Raw genomic sequence first — 18959 nt, 5'->3', positions numbered from 1 at the left:
CCTATCCGGCGGAATGGGCGAAAGATGTGCGTCTCGACGACCGGACTTACCATGTGCGGCCGATCCGGCCGGAAGATGCCGCGCTCTATCCCGATTTTCTCGCCAAGACATCGCCGGATGATATCCGTTCGCGGTTCCTGGGCGCGCGCGCGGATATTCCAGACAAGATGCTGGTTCGCTTGACACAGCTCGACTATGACCGGGAAATGGCCTTCGTCGCGCTCGATGGCGAAACGGGCGCGCTGTGCGGCATCGCCCGGCTCTCGGCCGATCCGGACCACGAGATGGCGGACTATGCGATCCTGGTTCGCAGCGACCTGCAGGGCCGTGGTCTCGGCTGGGCGATGCTCCACCGCCTGATCGACTACGCGAAGGCGGACGGACTTGAACGGATCGAGGGCTTTGTGTTGAGCGGCAACGCCAAGATGCTGAAGATGTGCGGGGAGATCGGCTTCCGGCTCGTTCCCGACACCACCGGCGTCGGGATCACCAAGGCATCGCTCGTCCTTGCGGACCTCGGCCGGCCATGACGGGGCCGAACTGGATCAGTGAAGCCCCACGGTTAGCCTATTGCTTCGTGACAAACGTGCCGCACGTGCCGGCAACGATGCGCGCCGCGTCTTCCAGCCTGCCGATCGCGGCGGGCTTGCCGGTCGCCTCGGCGAATTCCACCGCCGCCGTGACCTTGGGTCCCATGGATCCCGCCGAGAAGTCCCTGCCGGCAATGTCCGAGGTGAGCACGCGGCCGAGCGGACGGGAATCGGCCGTACCCCAGCCCAGATAGACGGCATCGACATCCGTCAGCATGAGCAGCATGTCGGCCCCAAGCCGGCGGGCCAGGAGCGAGGAAGCGAGATCCTTGTCGATCACCGCCTCGACGCCGGCGATGCCGCCATTCTCCAGTTGAACCACGGGGATGCCGCCGCCCCCGCCGCAAATCACGATGACGCCATGGTCGATCAGGAAGGAGAGCACCTCTATTTCGAGGATTTCCAACGGCTTCGGAGAAGGCACCACGCGGCGCCATTTGTCGTTGTCGGGGGCGATCTTCCAACCGCGCTCAGCGGCAAGCCGGCGCGCCGTCGCCTCGTCATAGACGGCGCCGATCGGCTTGGTGGGATTGGCGAATGCGGGATCGCGCGGGTCGACCTTCACCTGCGTGAGCAGCGTGGCGAACAGCCTGTCCTTGACGACATTGCCGAGTTCCTGCTGCAGGACATAGCCGATCATGCCGGCACTTTCGGCATCGAGCACGTCGAGCGGAAAGGGGGTCTCGGACGACGCCGCCGCCTGCAGGGCCAGCAGGCCGACTTGCGGTCCGTTGCCATGCGTGATGATCAGCGTGTGGCCGTCGCCGATGAGCTCCGCGAGAACGGCCGCGGCGCCATGCACATTGGCGCGCTGGTTGTCGGCGGTCATCGGCTCGCCCCGATGAAGCAGGGCGTTGCCGCCCAACGCCACGACGATGCGCATCTCAGCCGCCGATGGTGGCGACGAGGATCGCCTTGATCGAATGCATGCGGTTTTCGGCCTGGTCGAAGACGATCGAGGCTTCGGATTCAAACACCTCGTCGGTGACCTCCATGCAATCGATGCCGTATTTCTGCGATATATGCGCGCCCACCTCCGTCTCGGTGTCGTGGAAGGCCGGCAGGCAGTGCATGAATTTCGTGAACGGGTTGCCCGTCGATGCCATCATCTCGCGGGTGACGCGGTAGGGCGTGAGCTGCTTGATGCGTTCTGCCCAGCCGCTTTCGTCCTCCCCCATCGAGAGCCAGACATCGGTGTAGATGAAATCGGCGCCCTCGACACAGCCTTTCACATCCTCGTCCAGCCTGAAGCGGCCGCCGCTGCGCTCGGCCAGTGCGGTGACATGGGCGCAGAAGCGATCGTCCGGCCACAGTTCCTTCGGAGAGGCAATGCGGATGTCGATGCCGACCTTGGCCGCGCCGATCGCCAGCGACTGGGCGACGTTGTCGCGGCCCTCCCCGACAAAGGCGACCGTCATGTCCGACAGATGCTTGTGCGTGAATTCGCGCATGGTCATCAGGTCGGCGAGGATCTGGGTCGGATGATCCTCATTGGTCAGGCCATTGTAGACCGGCACGCCGGCGTAAGCGGCGAGCAGTTCGACCTGGTGCTGGCCGAAGCCTCGATATTCGATGGCGTCGTACATGCGGCCCAGAACGCGGGCGGTGTCCTTCATGGATTCCTTATGGCCGATGTGGCTGCCGGTCGGACCGAGATAGGTCACGTGCGCGCCTTGGTCGTATGCGGCGACCTCGAAGCCGGAGCGCGTCCGGGTGGAATCCTTCTCGAAGATCAAGGCGATGTTCTTGCGCGTCAGCCGGGGCACCTCAGTGCCACTTTGCTTGGCTGTCTTGAGGTCGGCGGCGAGCCTGAGAAGGTAGCGAATCTCGGATGGCGAGAAATCGTCGAGTGTCAGAACGTTGCGACCATGGAGATTGACTGGCATGTCGGTATTCCTTGTTGGATCACGGTTGCATCAGATCGCGTCGCGGACGATCGGGCAGGTCATGCAATGACCGCCGCCACGGCCGCGGCTCAACTCCGCGCCTTCCACCGTGATCACCTCGATGCCGGAACGACGCAGCAGCGTATTGGTATAGACGTTGCGATCGTAGCCGATGACAACGCCTGGCTCGACGGCGATCACATTGTTGCCGTCGTCCCATTGCTCGCGCTCGGCCTCGTAGGCGCCGCCGCCGGTGGCCACGATGCGCAAGGTCTGCAATCCCAGCGCCTCCTTGACGACGTCCGTGAACGGTTTTTTCTCTTCGACGACATCGACCGAGGCCGTGCCCTCGCCGGGGCGCAGGGAAAATGTACGCAACCGCTCGACGACGGGCGGGTACATGGTGACCAGATCGCGATCGCAGAACGTGAACACCGTATCGAGATGCATGAAGGACCGGTCGCGCGGCATGAGCGCGGCGATCACGCGGGTCGCCTCGCCGGCGGCGAACAGGCTGCGAGCCAGCCCGCCGACGGCTTGCGGCGTGGTGCGCTCGCCCATGCCGACCAGCACGACGCCGTTGCCGATCGGCATCACATCGCCGCCTTCGAGGCTGACGCCGGGGCCGGGAGTGTCGGGCGAGACGAAAGGCACGCCGGAGTCGCGGAAGCGCGGATGGAAGCGGTAGACAGCTTCGACGTTGGCGGCCTCGGGCTTCCTTGCCGCCCAGTACATGGCGTTGACCGAAACCGCGCGGTAGATCCAGCACGAACTGTCGCGGGTGAAAAGCTGGTTGGGCAGCGGCGGCAGCACGAAGTCCTGCGGCAGCAGCGTCTTGCCGGTGAGACCCGCCGGCTGGAAGGGCAATTCAGCACGAGCGATGCCGCCGACGAGGACGGTCGAAAGCTCATGCGCCGGCATTTCGTCGAGCCAGCCGCGCATCTCGTCGACCATGTCGTAGCCGACCACAGAGGCATCGACCCGTCGGTCCAGCAACCACTTGCGCGCCTCGGGCAAGGCCATTGCCTCGGCCAGCAACTCGCCGAACAGATGCACCGTCACGCCACGTTCGCGCAACGCATCGACGAAGACGTCGTGTTCCTGCCTTGCGCGCTTGACCCACAAGACGTCATCGAACAGCAACGCCTTGCAATTGTCGGGGGTCAGGCGCTGCAGGCTGAGATCGGGCCGATGGACGATCACCTCGCGCAGGCGGCCGATTTCGGAATGAACGCCAAGGGCGCTCCCAAGGGTGGTCATGGAGGATGTTCCTTTCAAAGGGCAGGTGAGCTTCAGAGCGCGCTGACGGCACCCGTCCACATTTCGTAGGCGGCGTAGAAGCCGATTGCGACCAAGGCCACCGCAAGGACCGCCTCTACCGGGTGGAAGACACGTGCCTGGTTTTCACGCCGCGCCCAGATGTAGAAGATGATGCCGGGCGCATAGAGGATCGCGCACATGAAGAGGTACGAAAGCCCCGCCGCATAGACGAGCCACAGGCCATAGATCGTGGCGAGAAGACCCATGATCAGTGCGCCGAACCGGTTCTCGCCTGCGCCATAGGCCTCACCGGTGAAGGCGAGCTTCGCCGCATAGGCGCCGGAGAAGATGTACGGCACCAGGATTGCCACGGAGGCGATATAGAACAGGGCCTGGTAAGTGCTGTGCGCGAACAGCGCTATGATGAGAAAAGCCTGGACCAGCAGATTGGTGATGAGCAGCGAGGTGGAGGGAACGCCACGCGTGTTCTCATGACCGAAGAACTTGGGCATCGTCCCGTCGTTGCCGGCAGCGTGCGGGATTTCGGCGGCGAGCAGGGTCCAGCTCAGGAACGCGCCGGTGACCGAGACAACGAGCGCCAGGTTGATGAGGATGGCTCCCCAAGGTCCCACAACCGCCTCCAGGACGCCCGCCATCGAGGGGTTCTTGAGCGCGGCAAGTTCCGGCTGGGTCATGATGCCGAGCGAGAGCAGTGACACGAGCGCGTAGAGCGCCAGACAGGTGAAGAAGCCCAGGACCGTGGCGGTGGCGATATCCTTGCGCCGTTCGGCGCGGGCGGAGAAGACGCTGGCGCCTTCGATGCCGATGAACACCCACAAGGTGACCAGCATCGTGCTCTTCACCTGCGTCATGACCGTGCCGAGGCTGGCATTGCCCAATCCGGTGAAATCAAGCGACCAGACATTGATCTTGAACGCCACGGCAACGACGCCGATGAACAGCACGATCGGCGCGATCTTGGCGATCGTGACGACCGTATTGACAACCGTCGCCTGGCGCACGCCGGCCATGATGAGGAAATGAATGATCCATAGGAGCACCGATGCTCCGAGCACGGCCTGCCATGTATTTCCGTCGCCGAAGGATGGATAGAAATAGGACAGCGCACTGAAGACGATCACGGCGTAGGAGACGTTGCCGACCCATGCGCTTATCCAATAGCCCCAGGCACTGTTGAAGCCGATGAAGGGGCCGAAGCCGGCCTTGGCATAGGCATAGGGTCCGGCATCGAGTTCCGGCTTTCGGGTGGCCAGCGACTGGTAGACGAAGACTAGCGCCAGCATGCCGACCGCCGTGATGCCCCAGCCGATGATGATGGCGAGAGGCCCGGCCCCGGCCGCCATGTTCTGCGGTAGGCTGAAGACGCCTGAGCCCACCATCGAACCGATGACAAGCGCAGTGAGCGCGCCGAGGCGCAGCTTGTTGCTCGACCCCGCCATTGTCGAACTAGCCGGTAAGGCGGATGTGGAAATTTCAGTGGCGGCCATGGCGGGTCTCCCGAGGTTCTGGGCCAATTTCCACCAGAGACTGTGCCGGATCCGTCCGGAGGGCTTTGATGCGCGTCAAAGTCGAACGCCGGAATCGAACCGGGACGCGAATTGTTGGTGTTTGACTTGAGCCGTCGACGTTTGCCCGCGAACATCGAAGGCCGGCAGCAGGGGTCAACCGCCCGGGTATGATCTGCGTCAATGTGGGAGCCAGGACGCCGCGATAATGGAGCGAGGTTGGGGCTGTCTTTCCCCGTCAGATCTTCGTTGGAGCTGTCTCTTGGCGCATTTTCGATCCTCCCTTTTCGCGGCCGTCCTGACGGCCAGCATCTTGTCCGCCGCTCCGGCTTTTTCCACCGATCAGCCGAGCTTCGGCGACCGGATTCACGCGCTGTGGGGAAGGCTGGGCGGCACCCAACTGCCCGACACCGTGACCATGACCAACGGCCGCATCGAGGCGGAGGAGGTGCTGGTGTCGGCAAAGCTTGCCGGCCGTGTCGCCGACGTTCTCGTCGACGAGGGCCAGACCGTCGATGCCGCCGCCGTGGTGGCGCGCATGGATACGGCCGATCTGCTGGCGCAGATGGCCGGCGCGCAAGCGGAGGTGAGGCGGGCGGAAAAGGCGGCAGCCGAAGCGGAAGCGCTGATCGCGCAGCGCGACAGCGAGCTGGTGCTTGCCCAGCAGGAGTATGACCGCGCATCCACCTTGAATGCGCGCGGCTATGGCAGCAGGCAGGACCTGGACCTGCGCAAAAGCCAGCTTACGGCTGCGCAGGCCGCCCGCGTCGCCGCCGAAGCGGGACTGGAAGAGGCGCACGCGGCAACCGACGCGGCGCGCGCCGACGTTGCCCGCATTCAATCATCGCTCGACGACTCCCTGCTGACCGCCCCGCGGCGGGGTCGCGTCGAATACAAGCTGGTGCAGTCGGGCGAAGTGGTCGGCGCCGGCGCGCCCATCGTCACCCTGCTCGACCTGTCTAACGTCTACATGACCGTTTTTCTGCCGGCGCGGGAGGCCGGCCGCCTCGCGGTCGGCGACGAGGCGCGGATCGTGCTCGACCCCGCACCCGAATATGTGATCCCGGCCACGGTTTCGTTCGTCGCATCCGACGCACAATTCACACCAAAGACCGTCGAGACACAGGACGAGCGCGAGAAGCTCATGTTCCGCGTCAAGCTGCGGATCGCTTCGAGCCTGCTCAAACAATATGAATCGCGCGTGAAGATCGGCGTGCGGGGCGTCTCCTACGTCCGGACCGACCAGGCAACGGCCTGGCCGGCCGAGCTTGCGGTGAAGCTTCCGCAATGAACGAGGCCGTTCTCGACATCAGGCATGTCGTCCATCGATACGGCAAGACGCTGGCTCTTGACCGGGTCGACATGGCCATTCCCGCCGGGTTCATGGCCGGCCTCATCGGTCCCGATGGCGTGGGCAAGTCGACCTTGCTCGGAATTGCCGCGGGCGTCACTCGCGTTCAGCAGGGACAGGTCCGCGTGCTCGGCGCGAACATGACGCTCGCGGGCGAGCGCCATTCGGCCGGCGCACGCATTGCGTATATGCCCCAAGGGCTCGGCCGCAATCTTTATCCCACGCTTGGCGTGGCGGAGAATCTCGACTTCTTCGGCCGGCTGTTCGGGCAGGGCGGCGCGGAGCGCCATGCCCGCATCGACGAGCTTCTCCTGGCCACTGGCCTCGCCCCGTTCCGCGACAGGCCTGTCGGCAAACTCTCGGGTGGAATGAAACAGAAGCTCGGCATTTGCGCGGCGCTGATCCACGACCCCGACCTGCTCATCCTCGACGAGCCGACGACCGGCATCGACCCTTTGTCGCGCCGCCAGTTCTGGGACCTCATCGCTCGCATGCGCGAGCGCCGCCCCGGCATGAGCGTGCTGGTCGCCACCGCCTATATGGAAGAGGCGGAACGCTTCGACTGGCTCGCAGCAATGCATGGCGGCCGCGTGATCGCGACCGGCAGTCCGGCTGAAATCCGCGAAAAGGCCGGCGAGGCGACGCTGGAGCGCGCCTTCGTCGCCCTCATGCCGGAAGAGGTGCGCCGGGGCGATGCGGCTTTGCTGGTCACGCCGCGCGTCGTCTACGATGGTGTCCCCGCCATCCAGGCCGACGGTCTCACGCGTCGCTTTGGCGACTTCACGGCCGTCGATCATGTCAGTTTCCGGATCGAGAAGGGCGAGATCTTCGGCTTCCTCGGCTCGAACGGCAGCGGCAAGAGCACGACCATGAAGATGCTGACCGGTCTCCTGCCCGCCACCGAGGGCAAGGCCGAGCTGTTTGGCCAGCCGCTCCACGCCGGCGACATGGAGACCCGACGGCGCGTCGGCTACATGTCGCAATCCTTCTCGCTCTACGGCGAACTGACCGTGCGGCAGAACCTGCTGCTGCACGCGCAACTGTTCGGCATCGGCCGCAGCGAGATCGAGCCGCGCATCGAAGAGATGCTGGACCGTTTCGATCTTGGCGCCGTTGCCGACAGCAAGCCGGAAAGCCTGCCCCTCGGCATCCGCCAGCGCCTGCAACTGGCGGTCGCCGTCATCCACAAGCCCCAGGTGCTCATCCTCGACGAGCCGACCTCCGGCGTCGACCCGGTCGCCCGAGACGGGTTCTGGCGCTTCCTCATGGCGCTGTCGCGCGACGACGGCGTCACCATCTTCCTGTCCACCCACTTCATGAACGAGGCGGAACGCTGTGACCGCATCTCCCTGATGCACGACGGCAAGGTTCTGGCGCTCGGCAGTCCGGCCGAGTTGAAAGAGCAGCGCGGCAAGGAGACGCTGGAGGACGTCTTTGTCGCCGTGCTCGAAGAGGCAGGCATGGGCAGCGATGCCGGGCAGGTGACGCTGTCCGCGCCGACCGGCCAGAAGGCGTCGAAGCCGAGGGCGGTCGATCCGCGGCGGCTCTGGGCCTATGCATGGCGCGAGACGCTGGAGATCCTGCGCGATCCGGCGCGTCTGGTCTTCGCCTTTCTCGGACCGGTGCTCTTACTGCTGACCTTCGGCTACGGCATCTCCTTCGACGTCGAGCATCTGCCCTTTGCCGCATTCGACCAGGACCAGACCGCACAGAGCCGGCAATTGCTGGAGAGCTTCCAGGGCTCGCGCTATTTCGATGAGCGGCCGCCCATCACCTCGCCGCAGGATATGGAGGCGCGGCTGAGAAGCGGGGAACTGAAGCTGGCCGTCGAGGTGCCGCCGAACTTTGGCCGGGACATGCTGCGGCGGCGCCAACCCCAGGTCGCCGTCTGGCTCGACGGCGCCATGCCGTTCCGCGCAGAGACAGCGCGCGGCTATGTGAACGGTCTGGCGATGAGCTACCTGGCCGACGCCGCGATCCGCCGGAATGGCAAGGCCGTGTCGCCCTATCCGATCGATATCGAGCCGCGCTTCCGCTACAATCAGGCGTTCAAGAGCGTCAACGCCATCGTGCCCAACGTCATCATGCTGATGCTGGTGCTGATCCCGGCCATCATGACAGCCATCGGCATCGTCAAGGAGAAGGAGACGGGGTCGATTGCCAATTTCCGGGCCACACCCGTCACCCGGATCGAATTCCTGCTCGGCAAGCAGCTTCCCTATGTCGCCATCGCGTTTGTGAGCTTCCTTTCGCTGGTGATCCTTGCCCGGCTCGTCTTCGGCGTTCCGCTCAAGGGCTCGTTTCCCATGCTCGCCGTCGGTTCGCTGGCCTATGTCCTCGCCACCACCGGCTTCGGCCTGTTCGTGTCGAGTTTCGTGAAAAGCCAGGTTGCCGCAATTTTCGCAACGGCGATCATCGCCATGATTCCGGCGGCCAACTTTTCCGGCCTCCTGGTGCCCGTCTCGTCGCTTTCGGGCAGCGGGCGCCTGCTCGGCCTTGCCTTCCCGGCCGCCTGGTATCAGCCGATCAGCGTCGGCGTGTTCGCCAAGGGCCTCGGCTTCGCCGATTTGTGGCTCAATCTCGCGGTGCTGGTCCTGTTCGGCCTCGGCTTCATCACGGCTTCGGTCGTCGCACTGCGCAAGCAGGGAACCTGACATGGCTGCATCGCTCGTGACGATCTTCCGGCTTGGCCTCAAGGAGCTCCGCAGCCTGTGGAGCGATCCGATCTTGATGGTGCTGATCGTCTACACCTTCACCTTCGCCATCTACGCCGTGTCGACGGGCGCCAAATTTGAAGTCGAGAACGCATCTGTCGCAGTCGTCGACGAAGACCGTTCAATGCTCTCCGCCCGCCTGCGCGATGCGTTGCTGAAGCCGTTCTTCAAGGAGCCTGCGCTGATCGACGCCGATGAGGTCGACCAGGCGATGGACTCCGGCCGTGTCGTCTTCGTCGTGCAGATCCCGCCCCGATTCGAGCAGGACGTCATTGCCGGGCGGCATCCCCAGATCGGCCTCGACATCGACGCGACCGCCATGTCGCAGGCCGGCAATGGCGCCTCCTATATCCAGAACATCCTCCTGCAGGAGGTGGTTGCCGCGATGCCCACCAGGGCGCTGGCCCAGCCGATCGACCTCGTGGTCCGCGCCATGTTCAATCCCAACCTCAAATCCGGGTGGTTTACCGCCGTCATGCAGGTGATCAACAACATCACCATGCTGTCGGTGATCCTGGCCGGCGCGGCCCTGATCCGCGAGCGGGAACATGGCACGATCGAACACCTTCTTGTCATGCCGGTCAGGCCGATCGAGATCATGCTGGCCAAGATCTGGGCCAATGGGCTGGTGATCGTGGTGGCGGCGATCCTGTGCTTGCTGGTCGTGGTCGAGCGTCTTCTTGGCGTCCCGGTGGCGGGTTCGCTGCCCCTCTTCGTCACGGCCGCCGTGCTCTATCTCTTCTCGACCACCGCGCTCGGCATTCTCATAGCCACGGTTTCGACCTCCATGGCGCAGTTCGGCCTGATCGTCATGCCGGTGCTCATCGTCATGAACCTTCTGTCCGGCAGCACGACGCCGATGGAGAGCATGCCCGAATGGCTTCAGCAGGCGATGATGGCTTCGCCGGCGCCGCATTTCGTTGCCCTGTCGCAGGCGATCCTCTATCGCGGCGCAGGTCTTGCGATCATTTGGCCGCAGATGGCCGCGCTCGTCGTCATAGGCGCCGTCTTTGTCGGACTTGCCTCATTGCGCTTCCGCAAGGCGCTGCTCAGCATGCAGTAAAGGCCGGCCGCGTGGACCGGTCGCGACCAGGATCGCATCGCTCCTCGGATCGTGGACAATGAGGCCGAACGACGGCAAAGATCCAGCGGGTTGGACAGCTCTTCTGCGGTTTGACCCGCATCAAGGAGAAGCCGGGTCGAAGGATATCTGATGAAGGCCCCCAAGCCTCGCAGCTTCACAGGACATGTCGGACCGCCAGGGTCGATGAGATAAGCTGCAAAGGAGTCATGCACGATGGATATTCGGACGCTGTCGAACAATGAATGCTCGCACCTGCTCACGGCGCATCGGGTGGGCTTCCTGGCCTGCTCGAAGGCAGGCCAGCCTTACGTCATTCCCATCCACTATGCCTATGCGGATATCCACATTTACGCGTTCTCGATGCCAGGCAAGAAAATCGACTGGATGCGCGCGAACCCTCTTGTTTCCTTGCTGGTGGATCAGCGGGGGGAAGGCAGGGGATGGACGAGTGTTATCGCCGAGGGGCGCTACGAGGAATTGCCGGACCATATCGATCATAAGGTTGCACGCGACCACGCCTGGTCGCTTTTGAGCAAGCACAATGACTGGTGGGAGCCGGGGGCCCTCAAACCCGTCGAATTCTCGATTTCCGATCACTCGCAGCATGTCTTCTTTCGCATCCTCGTGGACCGGGTTTCCGGCAGGGAAGCGACGGAATGATCCCGCGCGCTCTCGACGTCGGGATCGATGGGTTTTCCATGTCTGCCGGGCCCATTTCATGATCGTTGACGATCAAGTCGCGGCGACCGCGTTCATGCGCGATGCGTCTTCATACGGGGCCTCGACCCCGGTCGAGATGGTGGAAACGCATATCTCCCGGATATTCCTGGTCGGCGGCCGGGCCTACAAGATGAAGCGCGCGGTCAAGCTGCCCTATGCCGATTTCTCGACGCCGGCCTTGCGGCTTGCGACGTGCCGAAAGGAGGTCGACCTCAACACCAGGACGGCGCCCGGCCTTTATCTCGGTGTGCGCGAATTGACCCGGCGAAAGGACGGCCGGATCGGCTTCGGCGGCGAAGGCGAGTTGATCGATGCCGTCGTCGAGATGACGCGCTTCGACCAAGAAAGCCTGTTCGACCGGATGGCCGTCGGCGGCAGGCTCACGCCGGCGCTGATGACGCAAACCGCGCGTATGATCTCCCGGTTTCATCGCGACGCCGAAATGGTCCATGCCGGCGCGGGCCGGGACAATCTGGCCGGCGTGCTCGATATCAATGAGGCCGGCTTTGCGACAAGCCATGTGTTCGGGGCTTCAGAGAAGCTAGCTTTCAACGCCGCCTTCCGTTCGGCTTTGGCGCGCCACTCGGATCGGCTCGATCGGCGCGAGAAGGCCGGCAAGGTGCGCCTCTGCCATGGCGACCTGCATCTGCGCAACATCTGCCTGCTCGACGGCAAGCCCAGCCTGTTCGACTGCATCGAATTCAACGACCAGATAGCGACGGTCGACGTGCTCTATGACCTGGCTTTTCTCCTTATGGATCTTTGGTATCGAGGACTGGCCGACCTCGCCAATCTCGTGATGAACCGATATCTGGACGAGTCGGACGACGAGGACGGCTTTGTCCTTCTGCCCTTCTTCATGGCGGTGCGGGCGGCAGTGAGGGCTCACGTGACCGCGACGCAGGTCGAAGAAGGCAGTGACGCCACCGACCGCCTGGTTCTGGAGGCCCGTTCCTATTACGATCTTGCCCTGTCGCTCCTGCGGGAGAAGCCGGCGCAACTCATTGCCATTGGCGGGCTGAGCGGTTCGGGGAAGACAACGATCGCCGACGCGCTTGCCGCCTGGATAGGTGTGCCGCCGGGCGCGCGTATCCTCGAGAGCGACCGCATCCGCAAGGCCATGCATGGCGTTCCCGCCGAAGCGCGCCTTCCGGACGACGCCTATAAGCCTGAAATCTCGCAGAAGGTCTATGACCGATTGGCGACGCGCGCGGGCCTCATTCTCTCGGACGGCGGAACCGTCGTCGCCGACGCGGTCTTCGATCGCGGCCCGGATCGTGACCTGATCGAGATGGCGGCGCGCAAGGCGGGAGTGCCGTTCTTCGGCATCTGGCTCGAAGCGCGGCCGGAGCTTCTGAGGCGACGCGTCTCCGCACGGCGCGGCGGTCCGTCCGATGCGACGGTCGACGTTCTGTCCCGTCAGCTGGCACGCAAGGTGGACAGCACCGGCTGGCAAGGAATGGACGCAGCCAAGCCGGTGCCCGAGATCGTTTCCACGATAGTCGCGCGGACGCTAACGACGGACAGTTAGACTGGCGCAAATCCACGGACTCTCAGGATGGCTTCGAGGTGATGATGAACGTTCCGCGCCGCTCGTTATCAGCGTCGGATTGACTCATCCAAGCCTTACCCTTGATCGACATCAAGGTGCATGGTGCGATTCCGAGGCAGACTGCAGTTCGGAGGCCCGGACATGCGCCCAAACAGCCGATTATCAGCCGCGATCATTGCCGCCTTGGTCGCGTTGCCGGCGACCCATACGGAGGCGGAGGAACTCCGCGGCAAGGCGTTGGTCGAAACCAACTGCGCCAGATGCCATGCGGTCGGCAGCAACGACACCAGCACGCATCCTGACGCGCCGCCTTTTCGGACCTTGTCGAAGCGATATCCGATCGAGGATCTGGAAGAGGCTCTGGCGGAGGGAATTTCGACGGGGCATCCCGACATGCCCGAATTCGTGGCAAGCCCGGACCAGATCGATGCGATCATCGCCTACATAAGGAGCGTGCAGGATCGATGAGGAGGGATCGATGAGATCATCGCGCATATCCCCAATGACAATGGGCAAGGCGCGTAGCGAACCCTCTCATCCCGATTGGTGATTAAGCGACATTGGACTCGGCCGGGCCGGCTACAGCCACACTGCTGTCAGCCGCCGGCCACCATCCGCACACTCTCCCTTTCCACCAGCGGACACTCCAGCTTGGTGATCGGGTACCGCCCCCGCCCGGGCGGCGACGGCACTTCCAGCTGTTCGATCGCCCATTGGCCCATCGCCATATGCGGCAGGATCGAGGTCGTCAGCGGCGGGAACAGATGGCGGGCGATTTCCTCGTCGTCGTATCCGACCACGGAAATGTCCTGCGGAATGTGCAGGCCGGCTTCCTTCAGGGCCTCGTAGCAGCCGATCGCGGTGCGGTCGTTCTGGCAGAAAATGGCGGTGGGCCTGTCTTTCAGCGCCAGCAGCTTGACGGTCGCCGCATAGCCGGCGCTGGCCGACCAGTCGCCTTCGACCACAAGTTCGGGATCGAACGGGATGTCGGCGGTGGCGAGCGCGCGGCGGTAACCTTTGAGCCGGTCCTGCGCGGCCTGCATCCACGGCTCGCCGGTGATGGTGGCGATGCGGCGGTGGCCGTGGCTGATCAAATGGCGGGTGGAACTCTGGCCGCCGGCGATCTCGCTCGGCACCACGGCCGGGAAGGCATAGTCGGCGGTGTAGCAATTCAGCAGGATCACCGGGATGTCGAGGCTGTAGAGGTAGTCGGGCGCCGTTATCTCGCGGGTGAAGATGGTCATGTAGATCAGCGCCGAAATGCCACGTCTGGTCAGCGCGGCGATGGCGCGCGGCTCCATCGCGGCATCGCCCAGCGTCTGCGCCACCAAAAGCACGTTGCCGGCATTCCACGAGGCCTGGCGCGCGCCCTCGATGGCGACGACCGCCTCCGGGCTGGTGGCGAGCTGGTCGACGGCGAAGCCGATCACCCCATCCAGTCCGTCGAAGGCGGCAACCGGCTTGTGCAGGGCGGCGAAGGCCGGCGCGGTGTAGCCGAGATCGCGTGCGGCCTCGATCACCCGGTCGCGCGTCTGACGCGACAGCCTGATGCCCGGCGTGTTGTTGAGCACGAACGACACCGTCGCCTGCGAGCAGCCGGCGGCCCTGGCGATGTCGGTCATGGTGACCTTGCCCTTGGCGGTCTTCGCCGGCGCCTTGCGGCGCCTCGATGTCTCGGGATCGCGCGGATCCGTCGGTTCGCTCATCTGACTTCCCATCCCCTTCGGGGTGTCTAGACAGCGGCCACTCGCGCCGCAAGCCCACACCATACCGGTCGTTTATAATACGACGGAGCTTGATAATAAGTATTATCAACGGGCGAAGCCTAAGCTCCGCTCCGGTGGCGCGGCGTGGCCGCCCCTCTGCCGTAATTCCTGGCCAATTGCTCAGCTTTCAACGGGCTTCGGCGGAGCGCCGACGCCTATGATGCCTAGAAAGCGACGCCTCGCGATCCTCCCGATCAACAAAACTAATAACTATTTACTAATATCCGGGAGCTCTGTAATGTCAAATCGTCAGTCCGGTTCAGGTCGATCCGGGTTGGCGCTGATCGCTGGGAGCAAGGCCCTGGCGGGCGCTGGCAAGCCTGCGAGGGGACACTCCTGAAAATCAAATGTCAGACAAATCCGATTATTTACGAGCATCGCATGAGGCTGTAAGGTCAAGGTCGTGACGGGAGGCTTCCGGGAGGAGGTCGAAGCCATTTCGGCGAAATTCCGTTCTAGCGAAATGTGAACAGGCGAAGTCATCAAACGGGCGAAAATGCCAAACGGGAGGTTCAACATGAAATCTGTCATCAGAAATGCGTCGGTCGCCGCTGCGGCACTGCTGCTCGGTCTGTCGGCGACGGCAATCGCGCGCGCCGACGACAAGCCGACGCTGGCCTTCGTCGTCAACGGCGCTTCCGATTTCTGGAAGGCCGCCGAAGCCGGCGTCAAGAAGGCGCAGGGCGAGCTGCCGGACTACAATCTCGAGCTCAAATATCCCGAGCAGTCCTCCGTCGCCATCCAGCAGCGGCTGATGGACGACCTGGTCACGGCCGGCGTCAAGGGCATCATGGTCTCGGCCGTCGATCCCAAGACCTCGACTGATGGCCTGAACAAGATCGCGTCGCAGACGGCGCTGTTCACCACCGACAGCGATGCCCCGCAGACCAAGCGCGTCGCCTATATCGGCTCGTCCAATGTCGACGCCGGCAAGCAGGCCGCCGACATCGCCAAGAAGGCGATGCCCAATGGCGGCAAGTGCCTCGGCTTCGTCGGCCTGCTCGGCGCCGACAATGCCAAGGAGCGCATCCAGGGCTTCAAGGACGGCCTCGCCGGCACCAAGATCACGCTCGATGACGTGCGCGGCGACGACATCGACCAGGCGCGCGCCAAGAAGAATGTCGAGGACGCGCTGGTCGCCAGCCCCGACGTCACCTGCATGGTCGGCTTCTATTCCTACAACACGCCGCGCATCTACGAAGCGCTGCGCGATGCCGGCAAGCTCGGCGCGATTACCGTTGTCGGTTTCGATGACGATCCGATCACGCTGGGCGGCGTCAAGGAAGGCACGATTGCCGCCACCGTCGTGCAGCAGCCCTTCGAATGGGCTTACCAGGGCATGAAGCTGATGGCCGCCTATCTCAAGGGCGACAAGTCGGGCATCCCGGACGGCGGCCTGATCATCATCCCGACCAAGATCATCGGCAAGGATGACGTCGACGCCTACGCTGCCAACCTGAAGGCAATGTCGGGAAACTGAGCGACTGCAACAGCGCCGGTCCGGGATCTTCCCCGGGCCGGCGTCCCGCATTGACGAACCTTGCAAGGACCGTCAGTCTGCCGAAAGGCCGGCCCGCCAATCGCTGTCAGGCATGATGAATTATTCCGAGACCTCCATTGCCGCATCGGCGCCGTTCCTCAGCCTGGAGAACGTGCGCAAGACCTATCCCGGCGTGGTGGCGCTCGATGGCTTCTCCATGGAGGTCAGGCCAGGCGAGGTCATCGGCCTCGTCGGCGAGAACGGCGCCGGCAAATCGACCCTGATGAAGATCCTCGGCGGCGTCACCACGCCCGACACTGGCACCATCACGGTCGACGGCACCGCGCATCAGGGGCTGACCGTGGAGGGCAGCCTCGGTTCGGGCATCGCCTTCGTTCACCAGGAACTCAACCTATTCGAGAATCTCGATGTCGCCGCCAACATCTTCTTTGGCCGCGAGCCGCTGCGCGCCGGACCGCTGAAGCTCGTCGATCGCGCCAGGCTGCGCGAAATGGTAGCGCCGCTGCTGAAGCGCGTCGGCGCCAATTTCACCGCCGACACGCCCGTGGCGTCCCTGTCGCTCGCCCAGCAGCAGATGGTCGAGATCGCCAAGGCGCTGTCGATCAAGGCCAGGCTGGTCATCCTCGACGAGCCGACATCGAGCCTGCCGATCGCCGAGACCGACAAACTGCTCGACGTCATCAAGGCGCTGAAGGCCGACGGCATCAGCGTCATCTTCATCTCGCATCGCCTGCACGAGGTCGAGCGTGTCGCCGACCGCGTCGTCGTGCTGCGCGACGGAATGCTGGCCGGCACGCTGCCGAAGGCCGACATCGGCCATGACCAGATGGTCAAGCTGATGATCGGCCGCATGCTCAAGGAGCGCGAAAAGGCTTCGGAGGCCGCGCGGGCGCCTGGCGCCGTCGCCCTCTGTGCCAAGGCCATCCGCACCGGCGCCTATCCCGGCCGCCCGGTCGATCTCGACGTCCGGCGCGGCGAAATCCTCGGCCTTGCCGGCCTTGTCGGCTCCGGTCGCACCGAACTGGCGCGGGTTTTGTTCGGCATCGACAAGGCGCTTGGCGGCACGCTCGAACTCGACGGCAAGCCGCTTGTCCTCGGCTCCGCGGCCGATGCCGTGGCGAACGGCATCTTCCTGGTGCCCGAAGACCGCAAGCTGACCGGCATCCTGCTCGACCTGTCGATCGCCCAGAACATCTCGCTGCCGAACCTGCCGGCGCACGCAAGGCGCTTGCTGGTGTCCGCCAGTGCCGAAACGACAACCGCCGAGAAACAGAAAAAGGATCTCGGCATCAGGGCGCCGTCGGTGCAGACGCGCACCGGCACGTTGTCGGGCGGCAACCAGCAGAAGGTCGTGCTGGGCAAATGGCTGGCCATGAACCCGAAGGTGATGATTCTCGACGAGCCAACGCGCGGCATCGACATCGGCGCCAAGGCGGAAATCTACGGGCTGATGCGGGCGCTGGCCGACGCCGGCGTCGCCGTGCTGATGATCTCCAGCGACATGGAAGAGGTGATTGGCGTGTCCGACCGCATCGCCGTCATGCATGAAGGGCAGATTTCCGGCATTCTCGACAAGGACCGGTTCAGCCAGGAAAACGTGTTGCTGCTGGCGGTGGGCAAGCCGCCGAAATAGCCTTTGTCCTGCCGCGCAAGCCGGCGGAAGACTTTGCAGGACCTGCTCGAGCAGGCGTTTGGGAGAAGACGATGAGCAAGAAAGATCTCGGCCTGCTGATCCTGATCCTGGTGGTCGGCGCCATCGTCGCCATCATCAATCCGCGCTTCCTGCTGCCGATCAACCTTGCCAACACCTCGAACCTGATCGGCCTGTTCGGCATCCTGTCGATCGGCCAGGCCTTCGTCATCATCACCGGCGGCATCGAACTGTCGGTCGGCTCGCTGGTGGCGTTGCTGGGAACGCTGTTCATCGACTTCATCGCCACGCGCGGCATGGGCTGGCCGGTCGCCTTCGTCATCATCCTGATGCTCGGCGCTGTCATCGGCCTCGCGCATGGCTGGCTGATTACGCGGCTCAAACTGCAACCCTTCGTCGTCACCCTCTGCGGCCTGTTGATCTATCGCGGCGTCGCCCGCTTCTACACCGCCGACGGCACCGCTGGCTTCGCCTTCGGCCAGAATTTTCCCGAACTCGAATTCCTCACCGCCGGCCGATCCTGGGGCGTGCCCAACAGTTTCATCGCGCTGATCGTCATCGCCATCATCATGTGGGTGGTGTTGCACCGCTCGGTGTTCGGCCGCTATCTCTACGCCATCGGCAAGAACGAGGAGGCGGCGAAATATTCCGGCATCCGCACCGGCCGCGTCGTCATCGCCGCCTATGTCATCTGCGGCGTGCTGACGGCGCTGTCGGCGATCTATTTTGCCATGTACACGCGCTCGATCTCGCCGGCCAGCCATGGCCAGTTCTACGAGCTCTACGCCATCGCCGCCGCCGTGCTCGGCGGCTTCTCGCTGCGCGGCGGCGAAGGCTCGCTGATCGGCGTCGTGCTGGGCACCGTGCTGCTGCAGGAACTGCAGAACCTCGTCAATTTGCTCGGCATCCCGTCCTCCCTCAACTTCGCGGTGATGGGCGGCGTCATCCTCATCGGCGTGCTGGTCGACCAGCAATGGGGCGTGTTCCGCGCCCGGCGGCTGATGGCCGACGCGACCCGCAAAAGCGTCGCCGGCGCGGCGGCCGAATAAGCCGCCTGGCCGCCACGCAACAGCTTGTCCAGGTCCCCTGATTATTATAATAGCATAAGAGGGGCCGACAGGAGCTGACGGGACATGCGCTGCGATCTGCGAGGCAAGGTGGCGCTGGTCACGGGAGCGGCCGGCGCCATCGGCAGTTCCATCGCCAAACGCCTGTCCGACAATGGCGCCGCTGTCGTCGTCGCCGATATCAACAGCGAGGGCGCGAGCCAGGTCGCGGCCGGTTTGCCCGATGCGATGGCCTGTACCGTCGACATCCGCGACGCAGCGTCGGTGGACAGCGCGATCGCGGCGATCATG

Annotated in this window: 16 protein-coding genes; 11 read left to right on the top strand and 5 right to left on the bottom strand. The window is 64.1% G+C overall.

Annotation, left to right across the window (positions count from 1 at the left end; genetic code table 11):
• Nucleotides 1-530, top strand: a 530-nt coding sequence (locus WC739_RS17650) for an N-acetyltransferase family protein (RefSeq protein WP_372954310.1), incomplete at its 5' end; no start/stop codon positions are given.
• Between the two features lie 37 nt (nt 531-567).
• On the opposite strand, the gene arcC is transcribed toward WC739_RS17650, so the two are convergent.
• The 4 genes from arcC to arcD are packed head-to-tail and all read right to left on the bottom strand — an operon-like array spanning nt 568 to nt 5244.
• Nucleotides 568-1473: a carbamate kinase gene (arcC, locus tag WC739_RS17645; RefSeq protein WP_372954309.1), complete on the bottom strand. Its 906-nt coding sequence runs from the start codon at nt 1471-1473 to the stop codon at nt 568-570.
• Between the two features lies 1 nt (nt 1474).
• A complete protein-coding gene (gene argF / locus WC739_RS17640; protein ID WP_372954308.1) occupies nt 1475-2476 on the bottom strand; it encodes an ornithine carbamoyltransferase in 1002 nt (333 codons plus the stop codon).
• A gap of 30 nt (nt 2477-2506) precedes the next feature.
• Nucleotides 2507-3736, bottom strand: coding sequence for an arginine deiminase (locus WC739_RS17635; RefSeq protein ID WP_372954307.1), 1230 nt, complete (start codon nt 3734-3736; stop codon nt 2507-2509).
• 32 nt (nt 3737-3768) lie between these two features.
• Nucleotides 3769-5244 (bottom strand): arginine-ornithine antiporter, encoded by a 1476-nt coding sequence (arcD, locus tag WC739_RS17630; RefSeq protein WP_372954306.1) that lies wholly within the window; start codon nt 5242-5244, stop codon nt 3769-3771.
• Between the two features lie 331 nt (nt 5245-5575).
• Between arcD and WC739_RS17625 the strand changes: the two genes are divergently transcribed.
• The 6 genes from WC739_RS17625 (at nt 5576) to WC739_RS17600 (ending at nt 13151) form a co-directional block, all read left to right on the top strand.
• On the top strand, nt 5576-6553 hold the full coding sequence (locus tag WC739_RS17625) for an HlyD family secretion protein (RefSeq protein ID WP_372954305.1): 978 nt from the start codon (nt 5576-5578) through the stop codon (nt 6551-6553).
• Entirely contained in the window at nt 6550-9267 is a 2718-nt protein-coding gene (gene rbbA / locus WC739_RS17620; RefSeq protein WP_372954304.1) for a ribosome-associated ATPase/putative transporter RbbA, read from the top strand. The genes WC739_RS17625 and rbbA overlap by 4 nt, the downstream gene beginning before the upstream one ends.
• 1 nt (nt 9268) lies before the next feature.
• On the top strand, nt 9269-10390 hold the full coding sequence (locus WC739_RS17615; protein ID WP_372954303.1) for an ABC transporter permease: 1122 nt from the start codon (nt 9269-9271) through the stop codon (nt 10388-10390).
• 234 nt (nt 10391-10624) lie between these two features.
• On the top strand, nt 10625-11071 hold the full coding sequence (locus WC739_RS17610) for a pyridoxamine 5'-phosphate oxidase family protein (protein WP_372954302.1): 447 nt from the start codon (nt 10625-10627) through the stop codon (nt 11069-11071).
• A gap of 58 nt (nt 11072-11129) precedes the next feature.
• Entirely contained in the window at nt 11130-12662 is a 1533-nt protein-coding gene (locus tag WC739_RS17605; RefSeq protein ID WP_372954301.1) for an AAA family ATPase, read from the top strand.
• 162 nt (nt 12663-12824) lie between these two features.
• Nucleotides 12825-13151, top strand: coding sequence for a cytochrome c (locus tag WC739_RS17600; protein ID WP_372954300.1), 327 nt, complete (start codon nt 12825-12827; stop codon nt 13149-13151).
• Between the two features lie 128 nt (nt 13152-13279).
• On the opposite strand, the gene WC739_RS17595 is transcribed toward WC739_RS17600, so the two are convergent.
• Nucleotides 13280-14389: a LacI family DNA-binding transcriptional regulator gene (locus WC739_RS17595; protein ID WP_372954299.1), complete on the bottom strand. Its 1110-nt coding sequence runs from the start codon at nt 14387-14389 to the stop codon at nt 13280-13282.
• A 577-nt stretch (nt 14390-14966) separates the two neighbouring features.
• Here WC739_RS17595 and WC739_RS17590 point away from each other — a divergent pair.
• The 4 genes from WC739_RS17590 to WC739_RS17575 form a co-directional block, all read left to right on the top strand.
• A complete protein-coding gene (locus tag WC739_RS17590; RefSeq protein ID WP_372954298.1) occupies nt 14967-15929 on the top strand; it encodes a sugar-binding protein in 963 nt (320 codons plus the stop codon).
• A gap of 115 nt (nt 15930-16044) precedes the next feature.
• Nucleotides 16045-17583, top strand: coding sequence for a sugar ABC transporter ATP-binding protein (locus tag WC739_RS17585; protein WP_372954311.1), 1539 nt, complete (start codon nt 16045-16047; stop codon nt 17581-17583).
• 71 nt (nt 17584-17654) lie between these two features.
• Nucleotides 17655-18650: an ABC transporter permease gene (locus tag WC739_RS17580; protein WP_372954297.1), complete on the top strand. Its 996-nt coding sequence runs from the start codon at nt 17655-17657 to the stop codon at nt 18648-18650.
• An 84-nt stretch (nt 18651-18734) separates the two neighbouring features.
• Nucleotides 18735-18959 (top strand): SDR family NAD(P)-dependent oxidoreductase (locus tag WC739_RS17575; RefSeq protein WP_372954296.1); only part of this gene is annotated, 225 nt, incomplete at its 3' end.

This window comes from Mesorhizobium sp. (assembly GCF_041661565.1).
In the GTDB taxonomy this organism is placed as follows: Bacteria; Pseudomonadota; Alphaproteobacteria; order Rhizobiales; family Rhizobiaceae; genus Mesorhizobium.
The sequence above is the reverse complement of the archived record's forward strand: the minus strand, read 5'-3'. Positions and strand labels throughout refer to the sequence as shown.

Bases quoted from the DNA above. Each gene is read 5' to 3' on its own strand.
- arcC (WP_372954309.1), bottom strand. From the start codon at position 1,473: ATGCGCATCGTCGTGGCGTTGGGCGGCAACGCCCTGCTTCATCGGGGC.
- argF (WP_372954308.1), bottom strand. From the start codon at position 2,476: ATGCCAGTCAATCTCCATGGTCGCAACGTTCTGACACTCGACGATTTC.
- WC739_RS17635 (WP_372954307.1), bottom strand. From the start codon at position 3,736: ATGACCACCCTTGGGAGCGCCCTTGGCGTTCATTCCGAAATCGGCCGC.
- arcD (WP_372954306.1), bottom strand. From the start codon at position 5,244: ATGGCCGCCACTGAAATTTCCACATCCGCCTTACCGGCTAGTTCGACA.
- rbbA (WP_372954304.1), top strand. From the start codon at position 6,550: ATGAACGAGGCCGTTCTCGACATCAGGCATGTCGTCCATCGATACGGC.
- WC739_RS17615 (WP_372954303.1), top strand. From the start codon at position 9,269: ATGGCTGCATCGCTCGTGACGATCTTCCGGCTTGGCCTCAAGGAGCTC.
- WC739_RS17610 (WP_372954302.1), top strand. From the start codon at position 10,625: ATGGATATTCGGACGCTGTCGAACAATGAATGCTCGCACCTGCTCACG.
- WC739_RS17605 (WP_372954301.1), top strand. From the start codon at position 11,130: ATGATCGTTGACGATCAAGTCGCGGCGACCGCGTTCATGCGCGATGCG.
- WC739_RS17600 (WP_372954300.1), top strand. From the start codon at position 12,825: ATGCGCCCAAACAGCCGATTATCAGCCGCGATCATTGCCGCCTTGGTC.
- WC739_RS17595 (WP_372954299.1), bottom strand. From the start codon at position 14,389: ATGAGCGAACCGACGGATCCGCGCGATCCCGAGACATCGAGGCGCCGC.
- WC739_RS17590 (WP_372954298.1), top strand. From the start codon at position 14,967: ATGAAATCTGTCATCAGAAATGCGTCGGTCGCCGCTGCGGCACTGCTG.
- WC739_RS17585 (WP_372954311.1), top strand. From the start codon at position 16,045: ATGAATTATTCCGAGACCTCCATTGCCGCATCGGCGCCGTTCCTCAGC.
- WC739_RS17580 (WP_372954297.1), top strand. From the start codon at position 17,655: ATGAGCAAGAAAGATCTCGGCCTGCTGATCCTGATCCTGGTGGTCGGC.